This window comes from Brevundimonas naejangsanensis DSM 23858, assembly GCF_000421705.1.
Taxonomy (GTDB): Bacteria; Pseudomonadota; Alphaproteobacteria; order Caulobacterales; family Caulobacteraceae; genus Brevundimonas; species Brevundimonas naejangsanensis.
Map to the genome: position 1 here is coordinate 13,895 of NZ_ATXN01000010.1, position 21,886 is coordinate 35,780.

Consider the following 21,886-nt stretch of genomic DNA (forward strand, 5'->3'; position numbering starts at 1 on the left):
GCGTGCGCCGAAAGCCTACTGCGGCCGCATCGGCTCGCGCGGTCCGGCGGCGCCGGGCGTCATCGGGCGGCCGGAGGCAGGGGCGCCGTCACGGCGGGTCTTGACGTTGCGGCTGGAGTCCATCTGCATCGAGGAATCCAGATGGGCGCCCGCGCAGCCCGTGCCGAAGTTGGAGCCGGGGCAGTCCTGCGGCGCCAGAACGCCGACGCCCCCGCTGAGAGGACGACGTTTGGCCTCATAGCGTTGCAGCTCGCGCGCGCCTTCGCGAGCGAAGCGCGTGTCGCGATCAGGATTTCCGCTGCCGGTGATGGGGCGCCGCGCCGCCGCTTCGGCCGCGCGCTCGTTGAAGCGCTCGTCGCAGATCACCCGTTCAGCGCGGGTCAGCAGTTCCGGCGAGCGGCAGCCGACCGGAGACGTGCGCAAGGCGCGCGCTGTCGCGGCGGCTTGGCTTTCCGGCGTCACCTGCCAGGGATCGGCAGCCTGTTCGGCAGGCGGTGCGGGCGCGCCCTCCGGCGCTTCGCGGGCCAGGCGCGGGGCCAGCGGGGCGGGGCGTTCGGCGGAGGGAAGAGCGGGCGCTGGCTGGCGGCTGACCGGACCTGCGGGGCGGACCTGCGGAGCGGGAGCTGGGGCGACCGTAGGCAGGCGAGGCCGCTCATGGGGCAGAAGAGGGCGCGGCTCTATATCCAGATAGACGACGGCAGGGGCGGTCTGATTCAGATTCGGCGCCGGTCTGACGGTATGGAAGGCGAGGGGGGCCAGCAGCAGGCCGTGGATCACTACGGACGCGCCGATCGTTACCGCGCGTTGTCGGCCGGACTGGCGGCACAAGCTGAATCTGTCCAGAACCGCGACGGTCATGCGACCTCCCCATCCCTCAAGGAGAACATGGCTTTGCAAGCGTGGCGATATGTGGGCGGAGCGTTGAACAGGACGAACGGCGTGCGATAAGGCGGACGCGTCTGCGAAACCCTTGACCTGTTAACGGATCGCGCGTAGAAGCCGCGCACTTTCGAGAGGTGGGCGGTTCGCCGTTCGCTCAGATCGTGACAATCGAACGGACGGGCTGCGCCCGCCGGAACGCCCGAAGCGCGCGTTCCGGTTTTTCTGTTTGGGCGTCTCGTTCGGCTCGATAACACCCGGGCGGGGCTTCGGTCCCGTTCAAAAGAAGGCTCATGAGGCGCTCCGGTCGAAAGACACACGCCTCCACATCGAAAAGAGACGAATTCGAATGCCCACGATCAACCAGCTGATCCGCAAGCCCCGCAAGCCGAAGCCGGTCCGTAACAAGGTCCCGGCCCTGGAAGGTTCGCCCCAGCGCCGCGGCGTCTGCACCCGCGTCTACACCACGACCCCGAAGAAGCCGAACTCGGCTCTGCGTAAGGTCGCCAAGGTCCGTCTGGCCAAGAACGGCGTCGAAGCCGTGTGCTACATCCCCGGCGAAGGCCACAACCTGCAGGAGCACTCGGTCGTGCTGATCCGCGGCGGCCGCGTGAAGGACTTGCCCGGCGTTCGCTACCACATCCTGCGCGGCGTGCTCGACACCCAGGGCGTCAAGGACCGCAAGCAGCGTCGTTCGCACTACGGCGCCAAGCGTCCGAAGTAATCCGCTCCTTAGCGCCCTACAGATTTAAGAGGATACATCCATGTCCCGTCGTCACCGCGCTCAGAAGCGTGAAGTTCTGCCGGATCCGAAGTTTGGCGACCTGGTGGTCACCAAGTTCATGAACTACGTCATGTACGAAGGTAAGAAGGCCGTCGCCGAAAACATCGTTTACGGCGCGTTCGACATCCTGGCGGAGAAGAAGAAGGAACAGACTGCGGTCGAGACCTTCCACGCTGCGCTGGAAAACGTCGCCCCGGCCGTCGAAGTCCGCTCGCGTCGCGTCGGCGGCGCCACCTATCAGGTGCCGGTCGAGGTCCGTCCGGACCGTCGTCGCGCCCTGGCCATCCGCTGGCTGGTCAACGCTGCGCGCAACCGCGGCGAAAACACCATGACCGAAAAGCTGGCCGCCGAGCTGCTGGACGCCTCGAACAACCGCGGCACCGCCGTCAAGAAGCGTGAAGACACCCACAAGATGGCCGAAGCCAACCGCGCCTTCAGCCACTACCGCTGGTAAACGTCTTAAAACCGTCCCTGTTCTTCGGATAATGGGGCGGTCGCTAATCAGACGATCCGGCGCGGGCGTTCAGACTGAACTGCCCGCGCCGTCATATCCGACACCCTAGGGCGCTCGCGCGTCCGCGAAGCTCCCGGAAGGCAAATCGAATGCCCCGCACACATAAAATCGAAGACTACCGCAACTTCGGCATCATGGCCCACATCGACGCGGGCAAGACGACGACGACCGAGCGGATTCTGTTCTACACCGGCAAGAACCACAAAATGGGCGAGACGCACGACGGCGCGTCCACCATGGACTGGATGGATCAGGAACAGGAACGCGGCATCACCATCACGTCGGCCGCGACGACCGCCTTCTGGAAAGAGAAGCGCCTCAACATCATCGACACCCCCGGCCACGTGGACTTCACCATTGAAGTCGAGCGTTCGCTGCGCGTGCTCGACGGCGCCGTGACCGTTCTGGACGGCAACGCCGGTGTTGAGCCGCAGACGGAAACCGTCTGGCGTCAGGCCGACAAATACAAGGTTCCGCGCATCGTCTTCGTCAACAAGATGGACAAGATCGGCGCCGACTTCGAGAAGTCGGTCGAGTCGATCCGCGACCGTCTGGGCGCCAAGGCTGTGCCGATCCAACTGCCGATCGGTTCGGAATCGAACCTGAAGGGCGTGATCGACCTGGTCGAGATGAAGGCCCTGGTCTGGGAAACCGACCAAGTCGGCGCTTCCGCTGACGTGCGCGACATCCCGGCTGACCTGGCCGACGCCGCCGCCGAAGCCCGCCAGTACCTGGTCGACAACGCCGTCGAGATCGACGACGAAGCCATGGAGTCCTACCTGGGCGGCGAAGAGCCTTCGGTCGAAGTGCTGAAGCGCTGCATCCGCAAGGCCGTGATTTCGGGCGCCTTCTATCCGATCCTCTGCGGCTCGGCCTTCAAGAACAAGGGCGTGCAGCCGCTGCTGGACGCCGTCGTCGACTATCTGCCGTCGCCGGTGGACATCCCCGCCATCCCGGGCATCGACTTCAAGACCGAAGAACCGACCTCGCGTCAGGCTTCGGACGACGAAGCCCTGTCGGTCCTGGCGTTCAAGATCATGGACGACCCCTTCGTCGGTTCGATCACCTTCTGCCGCATCTACTCGGGCAAGATGGAAACCGGCCAGTCGCTGCTGAACTCGTCGCGCGACAAGCGCGAGCGCGTCGGCCGCATGCTGCTGATGCACTCGAACAACCGTGAAGACATCAAGGAAGCCTACGCCGGCGACATCGTCGCCCTGGCCGGCCTGAAGGAAACCCGCACCGGCGACACCCTGTGTGATCCGCTGAAGTCGCCGGTCATCCTCGAGAAGATGGAATTCCCGGCGCCGGTGATCGAGATCGCCGTTGAGCCCAAGACCAAGGCCGACCAGGAGAAGCTGGGCGTCGCCCTGGCCAAGCTGGCTTCGGAAGATCCGTCCTTCACCGTCTCGACCGACCACGAGTCGGGCCAGACGATCCTGAAGGGCATGGGCGAGCTGCACCTGGACATCAAGATCGACATCCTGAAGCGCACCTACAAGGTCGAAGCGACCATCGGCGCGCCGCAGGTTGCTTATCGCGAGTCCATCAGCCGCAAGGCCGAGATCGACTACACCCACAAGAAGCAGACCGGCGGTACGGGCCAGTTCGCCCGCGTCAAGCTGGTGTTCGAGCCGGGCGAGCCGGGTTCGGACTTCGTCTTCGAGTCGGCCATCGTCGGCGGCGCCGTGCCCAAGGAATACATCCCGGGCGTGGAAAAGGGCTTGAAGTCGGCCAAGGACAACGGCCTGCTGGCCGGCTTCCCGGTCATCGACGTCAAGGCGACCCTGATCGACGGCGCCTTCCACGACGTCGACTCCTCGGTGCTGGCGTTTGAAATCGCCTCGCGCGCCGCGTTCCGCGAACTGAAGGAAAAGGGCGGACCGAAGCTGCTCGAGCCGATCATGGCCGTCGAGGTCGTGACCCCGGAAGAGTACCTGGGTTCGATCATCGGCGACCTGAACGGCCGTCGCGGCATGATCCAGGGTCAGGACATGCGCGGCAACGCCGTCGTCGTGAACGCCTTCGTGCCGCTGGCCAACATGTTCGGCTATGTGAACACGCTGCGCGGCATGTCGCAGGGCCGCGCCCAGTTCACCATGCAGTACGACCACTATGAAGCGGTGCCGCAACACGTCGCCGACGAAGTGATCAAGAAGTACGCCTAAGTCCGTCTTTCCGACGGACGCACTTGAAAACGGGGCGGTTTGAGCACAAATCGCCCCATCTATCCCCAAACCCATTTGGACCCCCGTTTTGGGGATTCCAGGAGCTAGAGAATGGCCAAGGAAAAGTTCGAACGCACCAAGCCGCACGTGAACATCGGCACGATCGGCCACGTTGACCACGGCAAGACGACGCTGACGGCGGCGATCTCGATGACGCTGGCGAAGGCTGGCGGCAGCAAGGCGATGAACTACGCCGACATCGACAACGCGCCGGAAGAAAAAGCGCGCGGCATCACGATCAACACGTCGCACGTGGAATATGAGACGGCGAACCGTCACTACGCGCACGTGGACTGCCCGGGCCACGCCGACTACGTGAAGAACATGATCACGGGCGCCGCCCAGATGGACGGCGCGATCCTGGTGTGCTCGGCCGCTGACGGCCCGATGCCGCAGACCCGCGAGCACATCCTGCTGTCGCGTCAGGTCGGCGTTCCGGCCCTGGTGGTGTTCCTGAACAAGGTCGACATGGTCGACGACGAGGAACTGCTGGAGCTGGTCGAAATGGAAGTGCGCGAGCTGCTCAGCTCGTACCAGTTCCCGGGCGACGACATCCCGGTCGTGAAGGGCTCGGCCCTGGCCGCCGTCGAAGACCGCGACCCGCAGATCGGCGAAGAGCGCATCCTGGAGCTGATGGCGGCGGTCGACAGCTACATCCCGCAACCGGAACGCCCGATCGACATGCCGTTCCTGATGCCGGTCGAAGACGTGTTCTCGATCTCGGGCCGCGGCACCGTGGTGACGGGTCGCGTCGAGCGCGGCATCGTCAAGGTCGGTGAAGAAGTCGAAATCGTCGGCATCCGTCCGGTTCAGAAGACGACCTGCACGGGCGTCGAAATGTTCCGCAAGCTGCTGGACCAGGGCCAGGCGGGCGACAACGTGGGCGTGCTGCTGCGCGGCACCAAGCGTGAAGACGTCGAGCGCGGCCAGGTGCTGTGCAAGCCGGGTTCGATCACCCCGCACACCAAGTTCGTGGCTGAAGCCTACATCCTGAACAAGGAAGAAGGCGGCCGTCACACGCCGTTCTTCACGAACTACCGCCCGCAGTTCTACTTCCGCACGACGGACGTGACCGGCATCGTGCGCCTGAAGGAAGGCGTGGAAATGATCATGCCGGGCGACAACGCCGAGCTGGACGTCGAGCTGATCACGCCGATCGCGATGGAAGAGAAGCTGCGCTTCGCCATCCGCGAAGGCGGCCGCACCGTCGGCGCCGGCGTCGTGGCCAAAATCGTCGAGTAATATCGACGTCAGAATGAGCGAGGGCCTCGGCCCTCGCTGGTTCGCCAGTAACGAGTAAGCGTAAGCGTACCGGCCTCAAGCAGCCCGAAAGCGCGTTAGGCCGCAGTAATGGCCTCAAGCAGCCCGCAAGGGCGTTAGGCCAAGAGTAAAGCGTAACAGAGCGGCCCCCGGAGCGATCCGGGGGCCGTTTTGCATGGCCGACGGGCGTTTTGCGCTGGATCAAAGCGTAACCCTAGACCTTGGTCGGGTGTTACGATTAAGCATTTGGCAGCGATGGCGGGCGCATGTGGCGGTCTGAAAGGACCCCCTAACTAATGTCTGACGTCGATTGGCCCCGCCGGGCGGGGCTCTCTGCCGCACTGGACGAGGCCGCCATTGTGGCGATCACCGACCGTGCCGGCCGCATCCTGTATTGCAACGACAAGTTCGAGGCGGTCAGCGGCTATTCGCGCGAGGAACTGATCGGCCAGACGCACAGGGTAGTGAACTCCGGCGCCCACACGCGCGACTATTTCCGCGATCTGTACCGCACCATTGCGAGCGGTCAGGTATGGCGCGGCACCATTGAGAACCGCACCAAGGCTGGCGCGCCCTACTGGGTGGACACCACCATTGTGCCGAATCTCGGGTCTGATGGGCGGCCGGAAACCTATACGGCCATTCGCTTCGAGGTCTCGGATCACGTGCGGGCGCTGAAGGCGCTGGAGGTTGCGCAGGCGGAAGCGCGCCAGGCCGCCGAGGCGCGGGATCGCTTCTTTGCGAACATCAGCCATGAGGTCCGCACCCCGTTGAACGCCGTGCTGGGGCTGGCGTCGGCCCTAACGCACACGACCTTGACTCCGCGCCAGAACGAGATGCTGAACCTGATCACGGGGGCGGGGGATGCGTTGCGCCGGGTGCTGGATGACATGCTGGACCTGTCGAAAATGCAGGCGGGGCAGTTCACCCTGGCACCCGCGCCGTTCGACCTGAGGGCCGATATCGGCGCGGTCGTGGAGATGCGCCGTGCAGGGGCCGAGGCCAAGGGGCTTACGCTGGCGGCGACCTTCAGCGATGCGGCGAACGGCATGGTGGTCGGCGATGGCGTAAGGATCGCGCAGATCGTCTCCAATCTGGTCTCCAATGCGGTGAAGTTCACGGCTCAGGGCCATGTGGCGGTTCGCGTCGATGTGGCCGGCGACGCGCAGGCAGAGCGCCTGCTTATCGAGGTGGAGGATGAGGGGATCGGTTTCGACGAACAGGCGGCGCAGCGTCTGTTCCAGCCGTTCGTTCAGGCCGACGACGCCATCTCGCGCCAATTCGGCGGGACCGGACTGGGGCTGTCGATCTGTCGCCTGTTGGCGGAGTTGATGGGCGGAACGATTTCGGCGGAATCGGCCTTGGGACGCGGCAGTGTATTCCGCGTGGCCATACCCATCGAGCGGCAGGCGCCTAATAGCGACGAGGCTTCGGCGGAGACGGCGGAACAGCCGGAACCGGCGGGACGCCTGCGCGTGCTGGCGGTGGAGGACAATCCGGCCAATCAGATGGTAGTGCGCTGTCTGCTGGAGCCGCTGGGCTTTGAGATCGTCACCGCTGACAATGGCGCGGAGGGCGTCGAGCGCTTCATGCTTGAGCCGTTCGACATGGTTCTGATGGACATGCAGATGCCGGTCATGGACGGACTGGAAGCCATGCGGCGTATCCGGGCGGCCGAGGCGCGATCAGGGCGGCGCCGCACGCCGATCGTCATGCTGACCGCCAATACGACCGAGGCGCACCATGTGAAGGCCATGCAGGCCGGGGCGGACCATCTGACAGCCAAGCCGGTTACGTTGCAGATTCTGTTGAACGGGATGGAGCGGGGCGCCGCAGCAGCCGACACGTGGTCGGAAGTCAAGATTCCGACGGCGGCCTGATGCGGGGCGGCAGCGACGGGCCGCCGCATAGCCGACAAGAAAGCTGGCGCGGACCGAGGTTCATCTTTACTATAGGCCGCGCGGACGCCGTTAGTCGCGCCGCGTCAGGGCTTCTCCCTTTTCGATGTTGACCATCGCTATCGTCGTCGTGCTGCTGCTTGTGGTGCTGAACGGCCTTTTCGCCATGACCGAACTTGCGGTCGTGTCTTCCCGAAAATCCAAGCTGCAGAGCCGCGCCGAAAGAGGCGACCGCGGCGCCCGAGCCGCGTTGAAGCTGGCCGAAGAGCCGACGCAGTTCCTGTCGGCCGTCCAGGTGGGCATCACCCTGATCGGTATTCTGGCGGGCGCCTATGGTCAGGCGGCTATCGCCGGCCAGCTGGATGAGATTCTCAAGGCGAACCTGCCCGCCCTGGCGCCTTATTCGCAGATCATCGCCACCGCCGTGGTGGTGGTGTTGATCACCTATGTCTCGCTGATTGTCGGCGAGCTGGTGCCCAAGCGGCTGGCCCTGATCTTCCCTGAGACCATCGCCTCCAAGATGGCCGGTCCGATTTCGACCCTGGCCCTGGTGATGAAGCCGTTCGTGCTGCTGCTGACGGCCTCGACCTCGGGCATCCTGAAGCTGCTGGGCGTTAAGGACCGCGATGGTTCGGACGTCACCCAGGAAGAGGTGGAAAGCATTCTGGCCGAGGGCACGTCTGCGGGGCTGATCGAGCCGGAAGAGCAGGAGATGATCGAAGAGATCCTGCGCCTGGGCGACCGGGCGGTGCGCGTGGCCATGACGCCGCGCCACGAGGTCTACTGGATCGCGCTGGACGATTCCGAAGAGACGCTGCGCGAGGAAATCCGCACCTGCCCCTATTCGCGTATCGTGGTGGCGCGGGACAACGATATCGATAATCCGCTGGGCGTGGTCCACAAGAAAGACCTGCTGGACAGCCTGCTCACCAATGGCGAGTTCAACGTCGAGACGCTGGTGGCCGAACCGGCCTTCATCCCCCAGTCGACCTCGGTGCTGAAGGCGCTGGAGATCCTGAAGGGATCGAAGGTGCACATGGCCTTCGTCGTCGACGAATACGGCGCCTTTGAAGGCGTGGTCACGGCCACGGACCTGCTGGAGATGATCGCCGGCGACTTCAACGAAAGCCACGACGAGACCGAAACCGCCGTGCGCAAACGCAATGACGGGACCTGGGCGGTCGACGGTCAGATTGATCTGGACGAACTGGGTGAAATCCTGGGCGAAGACTTCGGCGAGCACGAAGGCTTCCACACTGTGGCGGGTCTGGTGCTGCACCATCTGTCGCGCGTGCCGAACGAGGGCGACATCCTGCAACTGGGCCGTTTCGAGGTCGAGGTCATCGACATGGACGACCGTCGCATCGATAAGCTGCTGTTCCGCCCAGTGATCCACACGCACGCCGACGACGCCGCCTGAACTCTCAGGCGGCGTCGCGGAAGGCTTCGATTGTCAGCGGCTGTCAGGCCGTGGGAAGCGGCTGGGCCAGGGTGACGCGATAGGCGCGCATGTCCCCGCCCGGCTGGGCCAGGGAGACGTATTCGCCGACGACGAACTGTTCGTCTTCCAGACGGAAACCTTCGGCGTCCGCATCTTCGCCTGGAAGGTCGAGAATCCACCGGCCGTCTTCCGCGCGGGTCAGTTGGCCGATAGCCAGCGTCTGCGTGCCCTTGAAGCGGCGGACACGGGTCTTCTCTGGCGCGATGGCGATGGCGGCTGTGTCGAGCCGGGCGTTCTGGTCCAGCGTCAAGACCAGGTCGTAGCCGTCCCCAGCGTCTCCGTGCGGATGTTCGGGCGCCCGCGCGAGCTCAAGGCGGATGTGATGCAGGGTCATGAGGCTCAGCCCTCTTCGGGCTTGGCCAGGCTGCTGGCGATGCAGCCGTAGGCCATGCCGACGATGAAGGTCATGAAGAAGGCGCTGATGGCGACGATGGGGGCGATGATGTCTGCGGGCATGGGTGATCTCCTCTGCCGACAGAAGAGCCGCTAAACGCCCGCGTCGCCTTGATGGAGATCAAAGATATGGCGCTATCAGGCGGCGGCTTGCCGGGGCCTTGCACTGATCTGGATGCGGCCGTCGGCGTCTATGCCCGAAACGGTCAGGGCGGCGTCGCACAGAGCCAGGGGCGCCGGGCGGTGGCTGACGACGATCAAGCCCTGACCGCTGTGATGCAGACGGGCGGAGAGCAGTTCAAGCACCTGCGCTTCGGTGGCGGCGTCCAGACCTTCGGTGGGTTCGTCCAGCACCAGCCAGGGCGCCGGGCGCAGATAGGCGCGGGCGAGCCCCAGACGGCGTCGCTCGCCGCCCGACAGGCGGGCGCCGTTCTCGCCTACGGAGGCGTCCAGCCCGCCGGGCGCGGCGCGGATGCGGTCGGCCAGGGCGGCGTCTTCCAGCGCGGCCCACAGATCGTCGTCCGAGGCTGACGGGGCGGCCAGGCGCAGGTTTTCGCGCACACTGCCGGTTAGAAGCACCGCCTGCTGCGGGGCATAGGCGAACAGGGGACGCAAGGCCTCGGCGCCGAGGGCGGCGGCGTCGGCGTCTCCGTGCAGGATCTCGCCGGGGGAGGCGGGGCGCAGGCCCATCATGCGTTCAATCAGGGTCGTCTTGCCCGCGCCGGACGGGCCAGTGATCGCCAGGCGCTGCGGCGGGGCGACCGCCAGATCGGCGCCGGACAGGCGCAGGCTCGGAGATGCAGCAGCGACCGGCAAGGCGGGCGCCTCCTCGTCCAGAAGTTCGCCCAGACGTTGGACCGCCGCCTTCACCGCGCCGTTCTGGCGCAGGGCGTTCAGCAGGGTTCCTGCGCTTTCAACCGTGGCCACGGCGGCCAGCATGGACAGGGCGGTCAGGGCAGGGGCCCCCGCGCCTGCGGCCAGAGCCGCGCCCGCCACGCCAGCGGCCATGGCGAGGCTCTGGCTGGCCATGATCAGGCCGCCAGCGCGCGCCAGTCGTTCGGCGGCGTCTTCGACGGCGTCGCCATGTTCGGCCAGACGGTCGGCGGCCCAGGCCTTCATGCCATAGGCCTGAAGCTCGGGCGCGGCGGCGGCCAGGGCGGCGAACTCGGTCTTCAGGGCGCCGGACGCCTGCTGAAGGCGCTGGCCGGCGGGCTCGGCGAAGCGGCGCCCGATCACGACGGCCAGGATGACGCCCAGAGCGGCGGCGCCCGCGACGACCAGCGCCGGGGCCCATCCGGCGAGGGCCGCCATGCCGACGCCGGCGATCAGACCGGCCCCCGCGCCCCAGGGCGTCGACAGGCGCACGAAACGGTCCTGAATCGCGTCCACGTCCTGAACCAGCCGGGCGGAGGCTTCGCCGCCCGCCAAGGAAAGGGCTTTGGTCGTGGGGGCGCGCGCCAGGCCGATGAACAACTGCGGACGCAGGGCGGCCAGCGCCTTCAACGCCGCGTCGTGGCCGGTGACGCGCTCGCCATAGCGGGAGGCGGTGCGCACGATGGCGAAGAAGCGGATCATGGCGCTGGGCACCATGTAGTTGAAGACGTGGGCCACGGCGGGTCCGGCGGCGCCGGCGAGGGCGGCGGCGGTGATGAACCAGCCCGACAGGCCCAGCAGCAGGACGGCGCCGGCCGACACCAGGGCGGCGGTGACGGAGGCGGCCAGCAGGCGCGGGCGCTGAGCCTTCTCCTGGGCGCGGATCAGGGCCTTCAGGCGGGCGACGCCAGGCGAATCAGAACGGCTCACAGGCGCACCACCTTGTCGGCCAGGGCGGCGACGGCGTCGGAATGGGTGGCGATCAGGACGGTGCGGCCGCGCGCGGCTTCGCGGATGACGGGCAGCAGGGCGGCTTCGGCGTCGGCGTCAAGATTGGCGGTGGGTTCGTCCAGAAGCAGCAGGGGCGCGGGCTTCAGGAAGGCGCGGGCCAGACCCAGACGGCGGCGCTCGCCGCCCGACAGGCCGCCGCCGCGTTCGTCGATTGGGCGGTCCAGCGCGCCGTTCAGGCCCGCCTTGCGCGCCGCCTGTTCCACGGCCTCGGGCGTCGCGCCGCGATGGGCCAGGGCGATGTTTTCGCCAAGGGTGCCGCGAATGACGACCGGGGCTTGCCCGGCCCAGGCGATCCAGTCGGTCAGATCTCCCCCCTGAGACAGGCGTGTTTCGCCGATCATGACCTCTCCCGCGCTGAGAGGCGACAGGCCCAGAAAGAGGTGCAGCAGGCTGCTCTTGCCCGAACCGCTGAGGCCGGTCAGGGCGACGATTGAGCCGGGGGCGACATCCAGAGTGAAGCCTTCGATCACAGGCGCGCCGTCATAGGCGATGGCGACGTCGTGGAAGGCGATGGCGGGCGCCTGGCCGGGACGGGGCGGGCGCGTGCTCCGCGTCGCTTCGACGCTCAGGCGACGCAGGCTGGGGACGGCGGACTCGGCGGCCTGACGGTCGTGGTAGGCGGCGGCGAGGCGGCGCATCGGCTGATAGACTTCCGGCGCCAGCGCCAGAACGAAGAAGGCGCGCGTCAGGCTGAGCTGTTCCGGCGCCGGAAAGGGCAGCAGCTTCAGCAGGTTGAAGCCGCAATAAACGGCGACCAGGGCCACGGCCAGGGCGGAGAAGAACTCCAGCACCGCCGAGGACAGGAAGGCGACCTTCAGCACCTTGCCGGTGCGGCGGGCCAGGTCGTCGGAGGCGCGGGCGATGACGCGGCTCTGCTGCGTCTCGGCCTGAAAGGCGAGAATGGCGGGCAGGGCGCGAACCCGGTCCAGGAACAGGCCCGACAGCCGTTCCAGCGCCTGGAACTGACGACGGCTTTCGGCGCCCGCCGCCATGCCGGTCAGGGCCATGCCGATGATGAAGGGCAGGAGGGTGAAGATCAGTATGCCGGCGGTGAAGGGGCTGACTATGGCGGTCACGGCGATCAGAATCAGCGGCGAGGCGGCGGCCGCCGTGCGGGCGGGCGAAAAGCGCGCGACATGGCCGTCCAGGGCCTCGACCCCTTCGACGACGGCGGTCATGGCGGCGGCGTCGGAGAGACGGCCGGACAGGGCCTCCGTCAGGATGGAGCGGCGAATTCCGTTCTTGGCGGCGCGGGCCGCGCGAGTGTTCACCTTGACCGCAGTGTGGCTGAGCGCGCCGCGCGCCAGCAGGGAGACGGCTGCCAGACCCAGGCCCGGCAGGGCGCCGTCGATGCCTTGAGGCAGGGCGCCGACCGCCAGGGCCAGACCGGCTGCGAATCCGACCGCAGGCACGGTGTCGGCGATGACCAGCGCGCCGCCCAGGGTCATCAGCCGCCGCCAGGGCGCCAGAGCGGCCTTCAACCAGGCGGCGGGCTGCGTGTCGTCTAAGGCAGGGGCGTTGGGGGCGATCGGCTGGGCCGTCATCTTGTCTCCAGGGTCGATCAGCGGATCAGCCATGATCGCCGACGACGCGGGATTGGGCAAAAGGCCCATGGGACGAAAGGACCTTGGGCGAAACGCCGTCTAGTCCGAGTCGGCTCTGTCGGCTTTGATCAGGATCAAGGCGCGCCAAACCGCGTGGCTTTAGGTTAGAGTAGAACGCCGGTCGATGGGGGCTGGCGGTCAGGAGCCTGGAACGATGATCGACCTGGCGGTCGTAGACCTTTCACGCCTTCAGTTCGCACTGACGGCGCTATACCACTTTCTGTTTGTGCCCCTCACATTGGGCCTCTCCTTCATGCTGGTCATCATGGAGAGCATCTATGTGATGACCCGCCGGCCGATCTGGCGGACGATCACCCGTTTCTGGGGCACGATTTTCGGCATCAACTTCGTGCTGGGCGTCGCCACCGGCCTGACGATGGAATTCCAGTTCGGCATGAACTGGAGCTACTATTCCCACTACGTCGGGGACATCTTCGGGGCGCCGCTGGCGATCGAGGGCCTGATGGCCTTCTTCCTTGAGGCGACCTTCGTCGGCCTGATGTTCTTCGGCTGGGACAAGCTGAAGCCGCACGCCCACCTGTTCGTCACCTTCATGGTCGCCCTGGGCACCAACCTGTCGGCCCTGTGGATCCTGGTCGCCAACGGCTGGATGCAGAACCCCGTCGGCGCGGCCTTTAATCCCGACACCATGCGTATGGAAATCACCGACTTCATGGCGGTGATCTTCAACCCGGTGGCCCAGGCCAAGTTCGTGCACACCGTGTCGGCCGGTTACGTCTGCGCCGCCGTGGTCGTGCTGGGCATCTCGGCCTTCTATCTGCTGAAGGGCAAGCACAAGGGCTTCGCCAAGCGGTCGATGACCGTCGCCGCCGCTTTCGGCCTGCTGTCCTCGCTGTCGGTGGTCGTTCTGGGCGATGAGTCGGGCTATGCGCTGACCGACAACCAGAAGATGAAGCTGGCCGCCCTGGAAGCCATGTGGCGCACCGAAGAGGCGCCCGCCGGCCTGACCCTGTTCGGCCTGCCGAACCTTGAGGACCGTCACACCCACTTCGAGGTCAAGGTGCCCTATGTTCTGGGCCTGATCTCGACGCGCAGCATCGACAAGCCGGTCGAGGGCATCCTGGAATTGGTCGCCGTCGCCGAAGACCGCATCGAACGCGGCGTCGTCGCCTATGACGCGCTGGAGAAGGTCAAGGCCGATCCGACCGACATGGCTGCGCGCGGCCAGTTCGAGACGGTCCGCAACGACCTGGGCTATGGCCTGCTGCTGAAGCGTTATGTCGAGGATCCGCGCGCCGCGACGCCGGACCAGATCAAGCTGGCCGCCTGGTCGACGGTGCCGAACGTGCCGCTGATGTTCTGGGTGTTCCGCTTCATGGCGGGCATCGGCTTCCTGATGATCGGCCTGTTCGGCGCGGCCTTCGTGCTGTGCACCCTGCGCAAGCATGAGACCAAGTGGTTCCTGCGCCTGGCCGTCCTGGCCATCCCGCTACCGTGGATCGCGATCGAGGCCGGTTGGCTTCTGGCCGAAGTGGGGCGTCAGCCCTGGGCCGTGGAAGGCGTTCTGCCGACCTTCCTGGGCGCGTCCAGCCTGACGGTGGCGCATCTGTGGACCACGATCATCTGCTTCACCCTGCTGTACGGCGCCCTCGCCGTCGTCGAGGTCGGCCTGATCCTGCGCGCGGTCAAGAAGGGGCCGTTCGCTGAGCAGGAAGCCCGCGAAGAAGACGCCCGCACGGAAGGCGAGCCCGCGGTCGCCTGACCCGGTCGTTGAAGGAAAAAAGAGAGATGGAACTCCCCCTCGACTACACCACCCTCCGCCTGATCTGGTGGGGATTGCTGGGCGTGCTGCTGATCGGCTTCGCCCTGACCGACGGGTTCGACATGGGCGTCGGCGCCCTGTTGCCCTTCGTCGCCAAGAAGGATGAAGAGCGTCGCATGGTGATCAACACCATCGGCGCGACCTGGGAAGGCAACCAGGTCTGGTTCATCGTCGGCGGAGCGGCGATCTTCGCCGCCTGGCCGCAGGTCTACGCCGTCAGTTTCTCGGGCTTCTACCTGGCGATGTTCCTGGTGCTGTCCGCGCTGATACTGCGGCCGGTGTCGTTCAAGTATCGCTCCAAGCGGCCCGAGGCGCGCTGGCGCTCCATGTGGGACTGGGGCCTGTTCATCGGCAGCTTCGTTCCGGCTCTGGTGTTCGGCGTGGCGGTCGGCAACGTCCTGCTGGGCGCGCCCTTCCGCCTGACGAGCGACCTGCGCAGCTTCTATGAGGGCAGCCTGCTGGGTCTGTTCTCGCCCTTCACTCTGATCTGCGGCCTGTTGTCGGTGTCCATGCTGGTCCTGCACGGCGCGGCCTGGCTGTCGATCAAGGGCGAAGAAGGTCCGGTGCTGAAACGCGCTCGCGCCATCGGCACCGCCGCCGGTGCAGCCAGTCTGGTGCTGTTCGCCATCGGCGGAGCCATGGTCGCCTTCGGCGACATGGGCTTCCGCATCACCGGCGTGGTCGACACGGCGGGCGCCTCCAACCCCCTGCGCACGGCGGTGGAGGCGGCGCCGGGCGCCTGGATGGACAACTACGGCCGCTATCCGTGGATGCTCATCGCGCCCGTTCTGGGCTTTGCGGGCGCTGCGGTCGGTCTGCTGGGGATGTGGCGCAAGTCGGCGGCCCTGGCCTTCGGCGGATCGTCGGCTTCGGCGGTCGGGATCATCTCGACGGTCGGCCTGTCGATGTTCCCCTTCATCCTGCCCAGCTCGATCGACGCCCAGTCCAGCCTGACGGTGTGGAACGCTTCGTCCAGCCACACGACCCTGTTCATCATGCTGATCGTGGTCGCGGTCTTCCTGCCCTTCGTCCTGCTCTACACCTCCTGGGTCTATAAGGTGCTGTGGGGCCGCTCGACGATGGACGCGCTGAAGACCAACCCCGACCTCTACTGATCCCGCGAAAGGAGATCATCTCATGTGGTATTTCGCCTGGATCCTGGGCCTCGGCCTGGCGGTGGCCTTTGGCGTCCTGAACGGCCTGTGGCACGAGTTCCGGCTGTTCGACGAAGGGGATGAGGGGCACTCCGAGCCCTGAAACCCGACCTCTGACGGACTGAACTGAATCATCCCCTTCGGCGCTCGCCGGAGGGGATTTTTCTTGAACGAAACCGATGAAATATCCGCTGCTTGCGATGGATCAAGGCGAGACGGACGGGGTGGGCGCAGGGTGATCGGGACATCGAAGCCGGGCCCTCTTCCGACCCGGCGAATGTCGGGGATTGAACCGATGAAAAACGCCGCCGCCCTTATCGCTTCCGTCAGCCTGCTGGCTGTCGCGGGCGCAGCTTCCGCCCAGACGGCCGCACCCGAACCGGTGGGCAAGGGCTCGCTGATCGTCACCGCCCGCATGACCGGCGTCCTGCCCCAGGCCGACGACGCCATCGTCACCGCCGCCGGGGCCGACAGCGGCCTGAAGGTCGATGTGGGCGACGACTGGATGCCGACGCTGGGCTTCACCTATTTCGTCGCTGACCACTGGGCCGTCGAGGCCATTCTGGGCGCGACCCAGCATGAAGTCCGCGCCAAGGGGGCGGGAACGGATGTTGCGGTGCATGAGACCTGGGTGCTGCCGCCGGTGGTGACGCTGCAATACCGGCCGACCCCGAACGCGACGATCAGCCCTTATGTCGGTGCGGGCGTCAGCTACATGGCCTTCTTCAGCGGCAAGGACAAAAACGGCTTCGAGGTCGATCTGGACAACGGCTTCGGCGTCGCCCTTCAGGCCGGGGCGGACTGGAACATTTCCGGCCCCTGGACGCTGAACCTGGACGCCAAGAAGGTGTGGTTCGACACGGACGCCAAGATCAACGGCGGCGCGCTGAAGAGCAGCGTCAGTCTGGATCCCTGGGTCGTGTCGGTGGGCGTCGGCCGCAAGTTCTAGAGCCGATGCGGGGAGGGGCGCGGAACGTCAGGCCGCGTCCCCTTATCCCTTCAATGAAAATGGATCAGGCGGCGCCTTCGCCCAGAGCCTTCAGCGCGGCCGGATCGGGCAGGGCGACGTCGTTGCCCGGCAGAAGCTGGATCAGGTCCGAGGTCTTGAACTGGGTGAAGACCCGGCTGACCGTCTCGATCGTCAGGCCCAGGTAGTCGGCGATGTCCAGCCGGGTCATCGGCAGGTGGACCTGACCCTCCGGGCCGCCCAACTGCACCTGACGTTCAGCAAGGCGGGTCAGGAAGCTGGCCAGCCGCTCGCGCGCCGTCTTGCGGCCCAGAAGGACGATCTGTTCCTGAGCCGCCATCAGTTCGTCCCCGGCCAGGGCCACTAGGCGGTGCTCCAGCGCGGGCAGGGCGTTCAGCAGTTGATCGAAGTCGCTGCGCCGGAAGCGGCAGGCGTTCAGCGGCGTCAGGGCCTCGGCCGTGAAGCTGGAGGCTCCGCGCCCGCCCAGGCCCAGAAAGTCGCCCTGAAACAGGAATCCGGTGATCTGGCGACGCCCGTCAGGCAGCAGGCGATACAGCTTCACCGCTCCGTCCACGACGTTGAAGACGAAGGGATTGGGATCGCCTTCATGGAACAGGGCCTGCCCCGGCTGGGCCGTGACGGTCTCGCTGGCGCAGGCCATGCTCTGGAGCTCATGCCCCTTCAGGTCGGCGCAGACGCCCAGCGGACGGGCGCCGCAGCTGGCGCACGGATGCACGTCCTCCAGACGCACCTCTTCGATTTGGGTCTGGGCCGCAGCGGTGTTCACGAAGGTCGTCTCCCGGATGACGGGGCAGTCTAGGCCAAGCGTCGCCGATTTCGAATAGGTCAGCCTGTCCTAGCCGTCCTTTCGACGGCGCAGTCCGGCGTATGGGCCTCTTCGGCATAGCGCAGCCGGGCGCCCAGTTGGGCGGCGAGGGATGTCAGCTCGACGGCCAGGCTCTGACGCACCAGCGGCCGCACGCCCATCTCGCGCACCACGAAGGGACCGGCCCACAGGGTCTCGCCGTACTCCAGGTCAGGCTGGCGCCACCAACTGACGAAGCCCAGCACCCCGCCGCGCTGATTGCGGGCGCTGAGGATGCCGCGGCTCTCCGGCGCGGCGCGCCAGGACGACAGGAAGGCGTCCCACTGGGCGGGCTCCAGACTGGGGCGCCACAACCGCGCCAGGGCGAAGGCGGCCGGCGCCTCGGCTTTGCTGAGGGGGGACACCTCGAGACGAGGCGCGTCAGGCGCGAGGCGGGACTCTGTCATGGGACGATTGGAACCGAAGCGGCGTCCAGTCGCCTTGATCTGCGTCAAGGCCGGGATGAAGCTGCCGTCCCAGTCTGTTGTCGCCATCCTTTTGGAGAATCGCCATGAGCTCGACCTCGCGCACGACCCCGATCCACGGCGGGGCGGTGGCCGCCATCCTGAAGCTGCTGGACAGCCAGAAGCTGATGACCCTGGCGGTGAACCGGGCGGATGGACGCCCGCAGGCGGCGACGCTGGGCTATCTGAACGACGGGCTGAACCTGTATTTCGTCACCGGCCGCGACAGCGAGAAGCTGAAGAACCTGACCGCCGATCCGCGCGTCGGCGTGGCGGTGCGCGGCGTGGGCGAAGAGGGCGAGGCGGTCGGCGTCTCCATCGACGGTCGCGCCGAAGAGGTGACGGACGGCGATGAGGTGAAGCGGTTGAACGATCTGATTATCGCCCGCTCGCCGGATTTCAGTCCGTGGGCGCCGGGCGGCGACGCTGTGGCCGTGGTCAAGGTGGTTCCGGAAACCATCAAGGCGGTGGCGGTCATCGGCGGCCGCAGCCGGGCCGAATCCTTCTCGATCGGCGACCCCGACGACCTGGTCAAAGGCCTGAGCTATGAGCCGAGCGCCGTGGCGCGGTTGTTCTGAGGAAAATCCGCGACTTCATGCGTCTGCGGCGCAGATGGCCCTTGAAATGGCCGTGGGGCTCGGGCATACGCCCCCCTCTGGCGAGGGTCGCGCCGCTGGAACGATTTCCACGGCGCGCTGATCTTTGTCCGGGACACTAGGAGTGTAGCTCAGCTGGTAGAGCATCGGTCTCCAAAACCGAGGGCCGGGGGTTCGAGTCCCTCCACTCCTGCCATTCCCCCTGTTGTTATCGCCTGGGACTTCCCATGTGGAGCAGCAGGATCCAGAGGTTGAAGAGACGTCAAATGGCCAAGGCGAAGACCCCCGGCGGCCGCCGCACCACGGGGACCAAGACCGCAGCAGCCGCGCAAGGCGCAGCGACCGTGGCCGTCGACGCGCCCGCGCCGAAGAAAAAGACGTCCATCCCCCAATTCATCAGCGAAGTTCGCGCTGAGGCCCGCAAGATCACCTGGCCCAGCCGCAAGGAGACCTGGATCACTTCGGTGATGGTCTTCATCATGGTGCTGATCGCCGCAGCCTTCTTCTGGATCGTGGATACGGGCCTTGGCTTCGCGTCCCGCCTCATCCTCAGCCTTGGCCAATAAAGGAGACGCGCATATGACCGATGCAGCGCCCAAGCCGGCGGCCAATCCCCGCCACAAGTGGTACATCGTCCACGCCTATTCCAACTTCGAGAAGAAGGTCGCGGAACAGCTGCGCGATCAGGCCAAGCAGCAGGGCCTGGAAGACGCCTTCTCTGAGATCCTGGTCCCGACCGAGGATGTCGTCGAGATCCGCCGCGGCAAGAAGGTCAACGCCGAGCGCAAATTCTTCCCCGGCTATGTGCTGGTGAAGATGGAGATGACCGACGAGGCCTATCACCTGGTCAAGAACACGCCGAAGGTCACGGGCTTCCTGGGCGCCGCGGGCGGCACCAAGCCGCTGCCGGTCTCGGAACGCGAAGTCCAGAACATCATCGGCCAGGTGGAAGAGGGCGTTGAGCGTCCGAAGCCTACCATCCGCTTCGACATCGGCGAGAACGTCAAGGTCACCGACGGCCCGTTCGCCAGCTTCGACGGTCAGGTCGAAAGCGTCGACGAAGAGAACGCCCGCCTGCGCGTGGCCGTCTCCATCTTCGGCCGTCCGACCCCGGTCGATCTGGAATACAATCAGGTGGAGAAGGTCAGCGCCTGATCGGCCGCTGACGCCACGCAGAGATCGGGACCGTCTCCGGGCGGTCCCGTTTGCGTTTTCAGGGTCTGCCTGCTAAACGCGCGCCTTCGCTGGACGACCCTCGAGTCGCCCGGCGGCAAATCCGTGGGAGGCAGCCATGCCGGACCACGGCTCACCGGCCCGACGCATCGTCATCGGGTCATTCATAGGAGAGACCAATGGCCAAGAAGATTCTCGGCTATATCAAGCTGCAAGTGCCGGCCGCCTCGGCCACGCCTTCGCCCCCGATCGGCCCGGCTCTGGGTCAGCGCGGCGTGAACATCATGGGCTTCTGCAAGGAGTTCAACGCGCGGACCGAGAAGGAAGCCAAGGGCACCCCGCTTCCGACCGTCATCACCGTCTATCAGGACAAGTCGTTCACCTTCATCACCAAGACCCCGCCGGCGACCTGGTATCTGAAGCAGGCCGCTGGCATCAAGTCGGGCTCCAAGCTCGTCGGCCGCGAGTTCGCCGGCAAGATCACGCAGACGCAACTGCGCGAAATCGCCGAGAAGAAGATGAAGGACCTGAACGCGAACGACCTGGACGCCGCGTCGCGCATCATCGAGGGCTCGGCCCGCGCCATCGGCATTCAAGTGGTGGAGGGCTAAGACATGGCTAAGCTGACCAAAGCCCATAAGGCCCGCACGGGCGTGACCGAAGACCTGCTGGTTTTCTCGGACGCCATCAAGCTGGTGAAAGACAACGCCAAGGCCAAGTTCGACGAGTCGATCGAAATCTCGGTCAACCTGGGCGTCGACCCGCGTCACGCCGACCAACAGGTCCGCGGCGTGGTGAACCTGCCCTCGGGCACCGGCCGTGACGTCCGCGTCGCGGTCTTCGCCAAGGACGCCAAGGCTGAAGAAGCCAAGGCGGCCGGCGCCGAGCACGTCGGCGCTGAAGACCTGTACGAGAAGATCGCTGGCGGCTTCATGGAGTTCGACCGCGTTATCGCGTCGCCGGACATGATGGCCCTGGTCGGCCGTCTGGGTAAGGTGCTGGGCCCGCGCGGTCTGATGCCGAACCCGAAGGTCGGCACCGTGACCCCGAACGTCGCCCAGGCTGTCAAGGACGCCAAGGGCGGCGCCGTTGAGTTCCGCGTCGAAAAGGCGGGCATCGTCCACGCCGGCATCGGCAAGGCCTCCTTCACGCAGGACGCCCTGGAAGCCAACGTCAAGGCTATCGTGGACGCCCTCGTCCGCGCCAAGCCGTCGGGCGCCAAGGGCACCTATGTGAAGCGCATCGCCCTGTCCTCGACGATGGGCCCCGGCTTCAAGGTCGACCCGGCTTCGCTGGGCGCCTGATAGGCTTCACGGCTAAGAATGACGACGGCCCCGGAAGAGCGATCTTCCGGGGCCGTTTTCTTTGTTGATTACGTTCGCCGCGCCTCGCGCTGCTTGAGGCGTGTATTCGCTGGCTCGGTCAGTCGGCCTTGTCGCCGCTGAACATGGTGTTGCCGTTGGCGGTTGTGGCGGGGACGGCCTGTATGACGTCGAAATGCTCAACGATCTTGCCGTTCTCGACGCGGAAGATGTCGACGATGGCGCGGCCGGGATCGTCGGGCGTCTCTTGCGAATGGACATGCAGGGCGACCAGATCGCCGTCTGCGATCACGCGGTGGATGGTGGCGCGCGATTGCGGGTTGTCGCGGAAGAAGCCTTCAAAGTAGGCGTAGAATGGCTCGGCGCCGTTAGGCACGAGGGGATTGTGCTGGATGTAACGGTCGCCGATGTAGAGCCGCGCCGCCTCGGTCGGGCGATGCTGGTTGAAGGCCAGATCATAGAAGGCGACGACGATCCGGGCGTTTTCGGCTTCAGTCGGGGTGCGCGCGGCGGACGTCTGTGCCGAAGCAGAGGGCGCCTCACCGGCGCTGGCCGGAGCGGCTGCGGCGTTGAAGGTGAGGGCGGCCAGTGCGGCCAGCGCGAACGATTTCATCTGT

22 protein-coding genes and 1 tRNA gene are annotated in these 21,886 nt (G+C 66.2%); 16 read left to right on the forward strand and 7 right to left on the reverse strand.

The features are described 5' to 3' along the window. Nucleotides 1-15 precede the first annotated feature (15 nt). Nucleotides 16-858, reverse strand: coding sequence for a hypothetical protein (locus tag H556_RS0115345; protein ID WP_024355277.1), 843 nt, complete (start codon nt 856-858; stop codon nt 16-18). A 370-nt stretch (nt 859-1,228) separates the two neighbouring features. Here H556_RS0115345 and rpsL point away from each other — a divergent pair, with 370 nt between their 5' ends. The 6 genes from rpsL to H556_RS0115375 all read left to right on the forward strand — a co-directional run bounded on the left by rpsL (nt 1,229) and on the right by H556_RS0115375 (nt 8,983). Beyond that, a complete protein-coding gene (gene rpsL, locus H556_RS0115350; protein ID WP_003165508.1) occupies nt 1,229-1,603 on the forward strand; it encodes a 30S ribosomal protein S12 in 375 nt (124 codons plus the stop codon). Nucleotides 1,604-1,643: 40 nt separating this feature from the next. Continuing rightward, the gene (rpsG, locus tag H556_RS0115355) at nt 1,644-2,117 is read left to right on the forward strand and encodes a 30S ribosomal protein S7 (RefSeq protein WP_003168535.1); all 474 of its coding nucleotides are present in this window, start codon (nt 1,644-1,646) and stop codon (nt 2,115-2,117) included. A gap of 149 nt (nt 2,118-2,266) precedes the next feature. Next, entirely contained in the window at nt 2,267-4,345 is a 2,079-nt protein-coding gene (gene fusA, locus H556_RS0115360) for an elongation factor G (protein WP_024355278.1), read from the forward strand. Nucleotides 4,346-4,456: 111 nt separating this feature from the next. Further along, nucleotides 4,457-5,647 (forward strand): elongation factor Tu, encoded by a 1,191-nt coding sequence (tuf, locus tag H556_RS0115365; RefSeq protein WP_024353177.1) that lies wholly within the window; start codon nt 4,457-4,459, stop codon nt 5,645-5,647. Nucleotides 5,648-5,961: 314 nt separating this feature from the next. Continuing rightward, a complete protein-coding gene (locus H556_RS0115370) occupies nt 5,962-7,545 on the forward strand; it encodes a PAS domain-containing hybrid sensor histidine kinase/response regulator (protein WP_024355279.1) in 1,584 nt (527 codons plus the stop codon). A gap of 124 nt (nt 7,546-7,669) precedes the next feature. Beyond that, a complete protein-coding gene (locus tag H556_RS0115375; RefSeq protein WP_024355280.1) occupies nt 7,670-8,983 on the forward strand; it encodes a hemolysin family protein in 1,314 nt (437 codons plus the stop codon). 43 nt (nt 8,984-9,026) lie between these two features. On the opposite strand, the gene H556_RS0115380 is transcribed toward H556_RS0115375, so the two are convergent. The 3 genes from H556_RS0115380 to cydD form a co-directional block, all read right to left on the reverse strand. Further along, on the reverse strand, nt 9,027-9,398 hold the full coding sequence (locus tag H556_RS0115380; protein ID WP_024355281.1) for a hypothetical protein: 372 nt from the start codon (nt 9,396-9,398) through the stop codon (nt 9,027-9,029). Nucleotides 9,399-9,595: 197 nt separating this feature from the next. Then, nucleotides 9,596-11,260, reverse strand: coding sequence for an amino acid ABC transporter ATP-binding/permease protein (locus H556_RS0115390; RefSeq protein ID WP_024355282.1), 1,665 nt, complete (start codon nt 11,258-11,260; stop codon nt 9,596-9,598). Beyond that, nucleotides 11,257-12,918 (reverse strand): thiol reductant ABC exporter subunit CydD, encoded by a 1,662-nt coding sequence (gene cydD, locus H556_RS0115395; RefSeq protein WP_245559521.1) that lies wholly within the window; start codon nt 12,916-12,918, stop codon nt 11,257-11,259. The genes H556_RS0115390 and cydD overlap by 4 nt, the downstream gene beginning before the upstream one ends. Before the next feature lie 184 nt (nt 12,919-13,102). Between cydD and H556_RS0115400 the strand changes: the two genes are divergently transcribed. The 4 genes from H556_RS0115400 to H556_RS0115415 all read left to right on the forward strand — a co-directional run bounded on the left by H556_RS0115400 (nt 13,103) and on the right by H556_RS0115415 (nt 16,831). Next, a complete protein-coding gene (locus H556_RS0115400) occupies nt 13,103-14,668 on the forward strand; it encodes a cytochrome ubiquinol oxidase subunit I (RefSeq protein WP_024355284.1) in 1,566 nt (521 codons plus the stop codon). A gap of 26 nt (nt 14,669-14,694) precedes the next feature. Further along, complete coding sequence (gene cydB / locus H556_RS0115405; RefSeq protein WP_024355285.1) at nt 14,695-15,843, forward strand: cytochrome d ubiquinol oxidase subunit II; 1,149 nt, start codon at nt 14,695-14,697, stop codon at nt 15,841-15,843. A gap of 22 nt (nt 15,844-15,865) precedes the next feature. Then, complete coding sequence (gene cydX / locus H556_RS0115410; RefSeq protein WP_024355286.1) at nt 15,866-15,985, forward strand: cytochrome bd-I oxidase subunit CydX; 120 nt, start codon at nt 15,866-15,868, stop codon at nt 15,983-15,985. A gap of 192 nt (nt 15,986-16,177) precedes the next feature. Beyond that, a complete protein-coding gene (locus H556_RS0115415) occupies nt 16,178-16,831 on the forward strand; it encodes an OmpW/AlkL family protein (RefSeq protein WP_024355287.1) in 654 nt (217 codons plus the stop codon). Nucleotides 16,832-16,895: 64 nt separating this feature from the next. On the opposite strand, the gene H556_RS0115420 is transcribed toward H556_RS0115415, so the two are convergent. Together H556_RS0115420 and H556_RS0115425 are read right to left on the reverse strand one after the other, a co-directional pair. Next, the gene (locus tag H556_RS0115420) at nt 16,896-17,636 is read right to left on the reverse strand and encodes a Crp/Fnr family transcriptional regulator (RefSeq protein WP_024355288.1); all 741 of its coding nucleotides are present in this window, start codon (nt 17,634-17,636) and stop codon (nt 16,896-16,898) included. Nucleotides 17,637-17,695: 59 nt separating this feature from the next. Beyond that, entirely contained in the window at nt 17,696-18,208 is a 513-nt protein-coding gene (locus H556_RS0115425; protein ID WP_024355289.1) for a hypothetical protein, read from the reverse strand. Between the two features lie 17 nt (nt 18,209-18,225). Here H556_RS0115425 and H556_RS0115430 point away from each other — a divergent pair, with 17 nt between their 5' ends. The 6 genes from H556_RS0115430 (at nt 18,226) to rplA (ending at nt 21,251) form a co-directional block, all read left to right on the forward strand. Further along, nucleotides 18,226-18,756 carry a pyridoxamine 5'-phosphate oxidase family protein gene (locus tag H556_RS0115430; RefSeq protein ID WP_024355290.1) on the forward strand — a complete coding sequence of 177 codons (531 nt, stop codon included), beginning with the start codon at nt 18,226-18,228 and terminating at the stop codon, nt 18,754-18,756. 138 nt (nt 18,757-18,894) lie between these two features. Further along, nucleotides 18,895-18,970: transfer RNA gene (locus H556_RS0115435), tRNA-Trp, on the forward strand. 70 nt (nt 18,971-19,040) lie between these two features. Further along, nucleotides 19,041-19,340, forward strand: a complete 300-nt coding sequence (gene secE / locus H556_RS0115440) for a preprotein translocase subunit SecE (RefSeq protein ID WP_024355291.1) — start codon at nt 19,041-19,043, stop codon at nt 19,338-19,340. 13 nt (nt 19,341-19,353) lie between these two features. Further along, entirely contained in the window at nt 19,354-19,929 is a 576-nt protein-coding gene (gene nusG / locus H556_RS0115445; protein WP_003168512.1) for a transcription termination/antitermination protein NusG, read from the forward strand. Nucleotides 19,930-20,126: 197 nt separating this feature from the next. Beyond that, nucleotides 20,127-20,558: a 50S ribosomal protein L11 gene (gene rplK / locus H556_RS0115450; RefSeq protein WP_024355292.1), complete on the forward strand. Its 432-nt coding sequence runs from the start codon at nt 20,127-20,129 to the stop codon at nt 20,556-20,558. Nucleotides 20,559-20,561: 3 nt separating this feature from the next. Beyond that, entirely contained in the window at nt 20,562-21,251 is a 690-nt protein-coding gene (gene rplA / locus H556_RS0115455) for a 50S ribosomal protein L1 (RefSeq protein ID WP_003168515.1), read from the forward strand. A gap of 118 nt (nt 21,252-21,369) precedes the next feature. Here rplA and H556_RS0115460 read toward each other — a convergent pair whose 3' ends face one another. Beyond that, a complete protein-coding gene (locus tag H556_RS0115460; RefSeq protein WP_024355293.1) occupies nt 21,370-21,882 on the reverse strand; it encodes a nuclear transport factor 2 family protein in 513 nt (170 codons plus the stop codon). Nucleotides 21,883-21,886: the final 4 nt, after the last annotated feature.

Coding starts and splice junctions, on each gene's coding strand:
- H556_RS0115380 (WP_024355281.1), bottom strand. CDS start 9,398: ATGACCCTGCATCACATCCGCCTTGAGCTCGCGCGGGCGCCCGAACAT.
- H556_RS0115425 (WP_024355289.1), bottom strand. CDS start 18,208: ATGGCGACAACAGACTGGGACGGCAGCTTCATCCCGGCCTTGACGCAG.
- secE (WP_024355291.1), top strand. CDS start 19,041: ATGGCCAAGGCGAAGACCCCCGGCGGCCGCCGCACCACGGGGACCAAG.
- H556_RS0115460 (WP_024355293.1), bottom strand. CDS start 21,882: ATGAAATCGTTCGCGCTGGCCGCACTGGCCGCCCTCACCTTCAACGCC.
- H556_RS0115345 (WP_024355277.1), bottom strand. CDS start 858: ATGACCGTCGCGGTTCTGGACAGATTCAGCTTGTGCCGCCAGTCCGGC.
- rplK (WP_024355292.1), top strand. CDS start 20,127: ATGGCCAAGAAGATTCTCGGCTATATCAAGCTGCAAGTGCCGGCCGCC.
- H556_RS0115430 (WP_024355290.1), top strand. CDS start 18,226: ATGAGCTCGACCTCGCGCACGACCCCGATCCACGGCGGGGCGGTGGCC.
- rplA (WP_003168515.1), top strand. CDS start 20,562: ATGGCTAAGCTGACCAAAGCCCATAAGGCCCGCACGGGCGTGACCGAA.
- cydB (WP_024355285.1), top strand. CDS start 14,695: ATGGAACTCCCCCTCGACTACACCACCCTCCGCCTGATCTGGTGGGGA.
- H556_RS0115370 (WP_024355279.1), top strand. CDS start 5,962: ATGTCTGACGTCGATTGGCCCCGCCGGGCGGGGCTCTCTGCCGCACTG.
- nusG (WP_003168512.1), top strand. CDS start 19,354: ATGACCGATGCAGCGCCCAAGCCGGCGGCCAATCCCCGCCACAAGTGG.
- H556_RS0115415 (WP_024355287.1), top strand. CDS start 16,178: ATGAAAAACGCCGCCGCCCTTATCGCTTCCGTCAGCCTGCTGGCTGTC.
- cydD (WP_245559521.1), bottom strand. CDS start 12,918: ATGGCTGATCCGCTGATCGACCCTGGAGACAAGATGACGGCCCAGCCG.
- H556_RS0115375 (WP_024355280.1), top strand. CDS start 7,670: ATGTTGACCATCGCTATCGTCGTCGTGCTGCTGCTTGTGGTGCTGAAC.
- rpsL (WP_003165508.1), top strand. CDS start 1,229: ATGCCCACGATCAACCAGCTGATCCGCAAGCCCCGCAAGCCGAAGCCG.
- rpsG (WP_003168535.1), top strand. CDS start 1,644: ATGTCCCGTCGTCACCGCGCTCAGAAGCGTGAAGTTCTGCCGGATCCG.
- fusA (WP_024355278.1), top strand. CDS start 2,267: ATGCCCCGCACACATAAAATCGAAGACTACCGCAACTTCGGCATCATG.
- tuf (WP_024353177.1), top strand. CDS start 4,457: ATGGCCAAGGAAAAGTTCGAACGCACCAAGCCGCACGTGAACATCGGC.
- cydX (WP_024355286.1), top strand. CDS start 15,866: ATGTGGTATTTCGCCTGGATCCTGGGCCTCGGCCTGGCGGTGGCCTTT.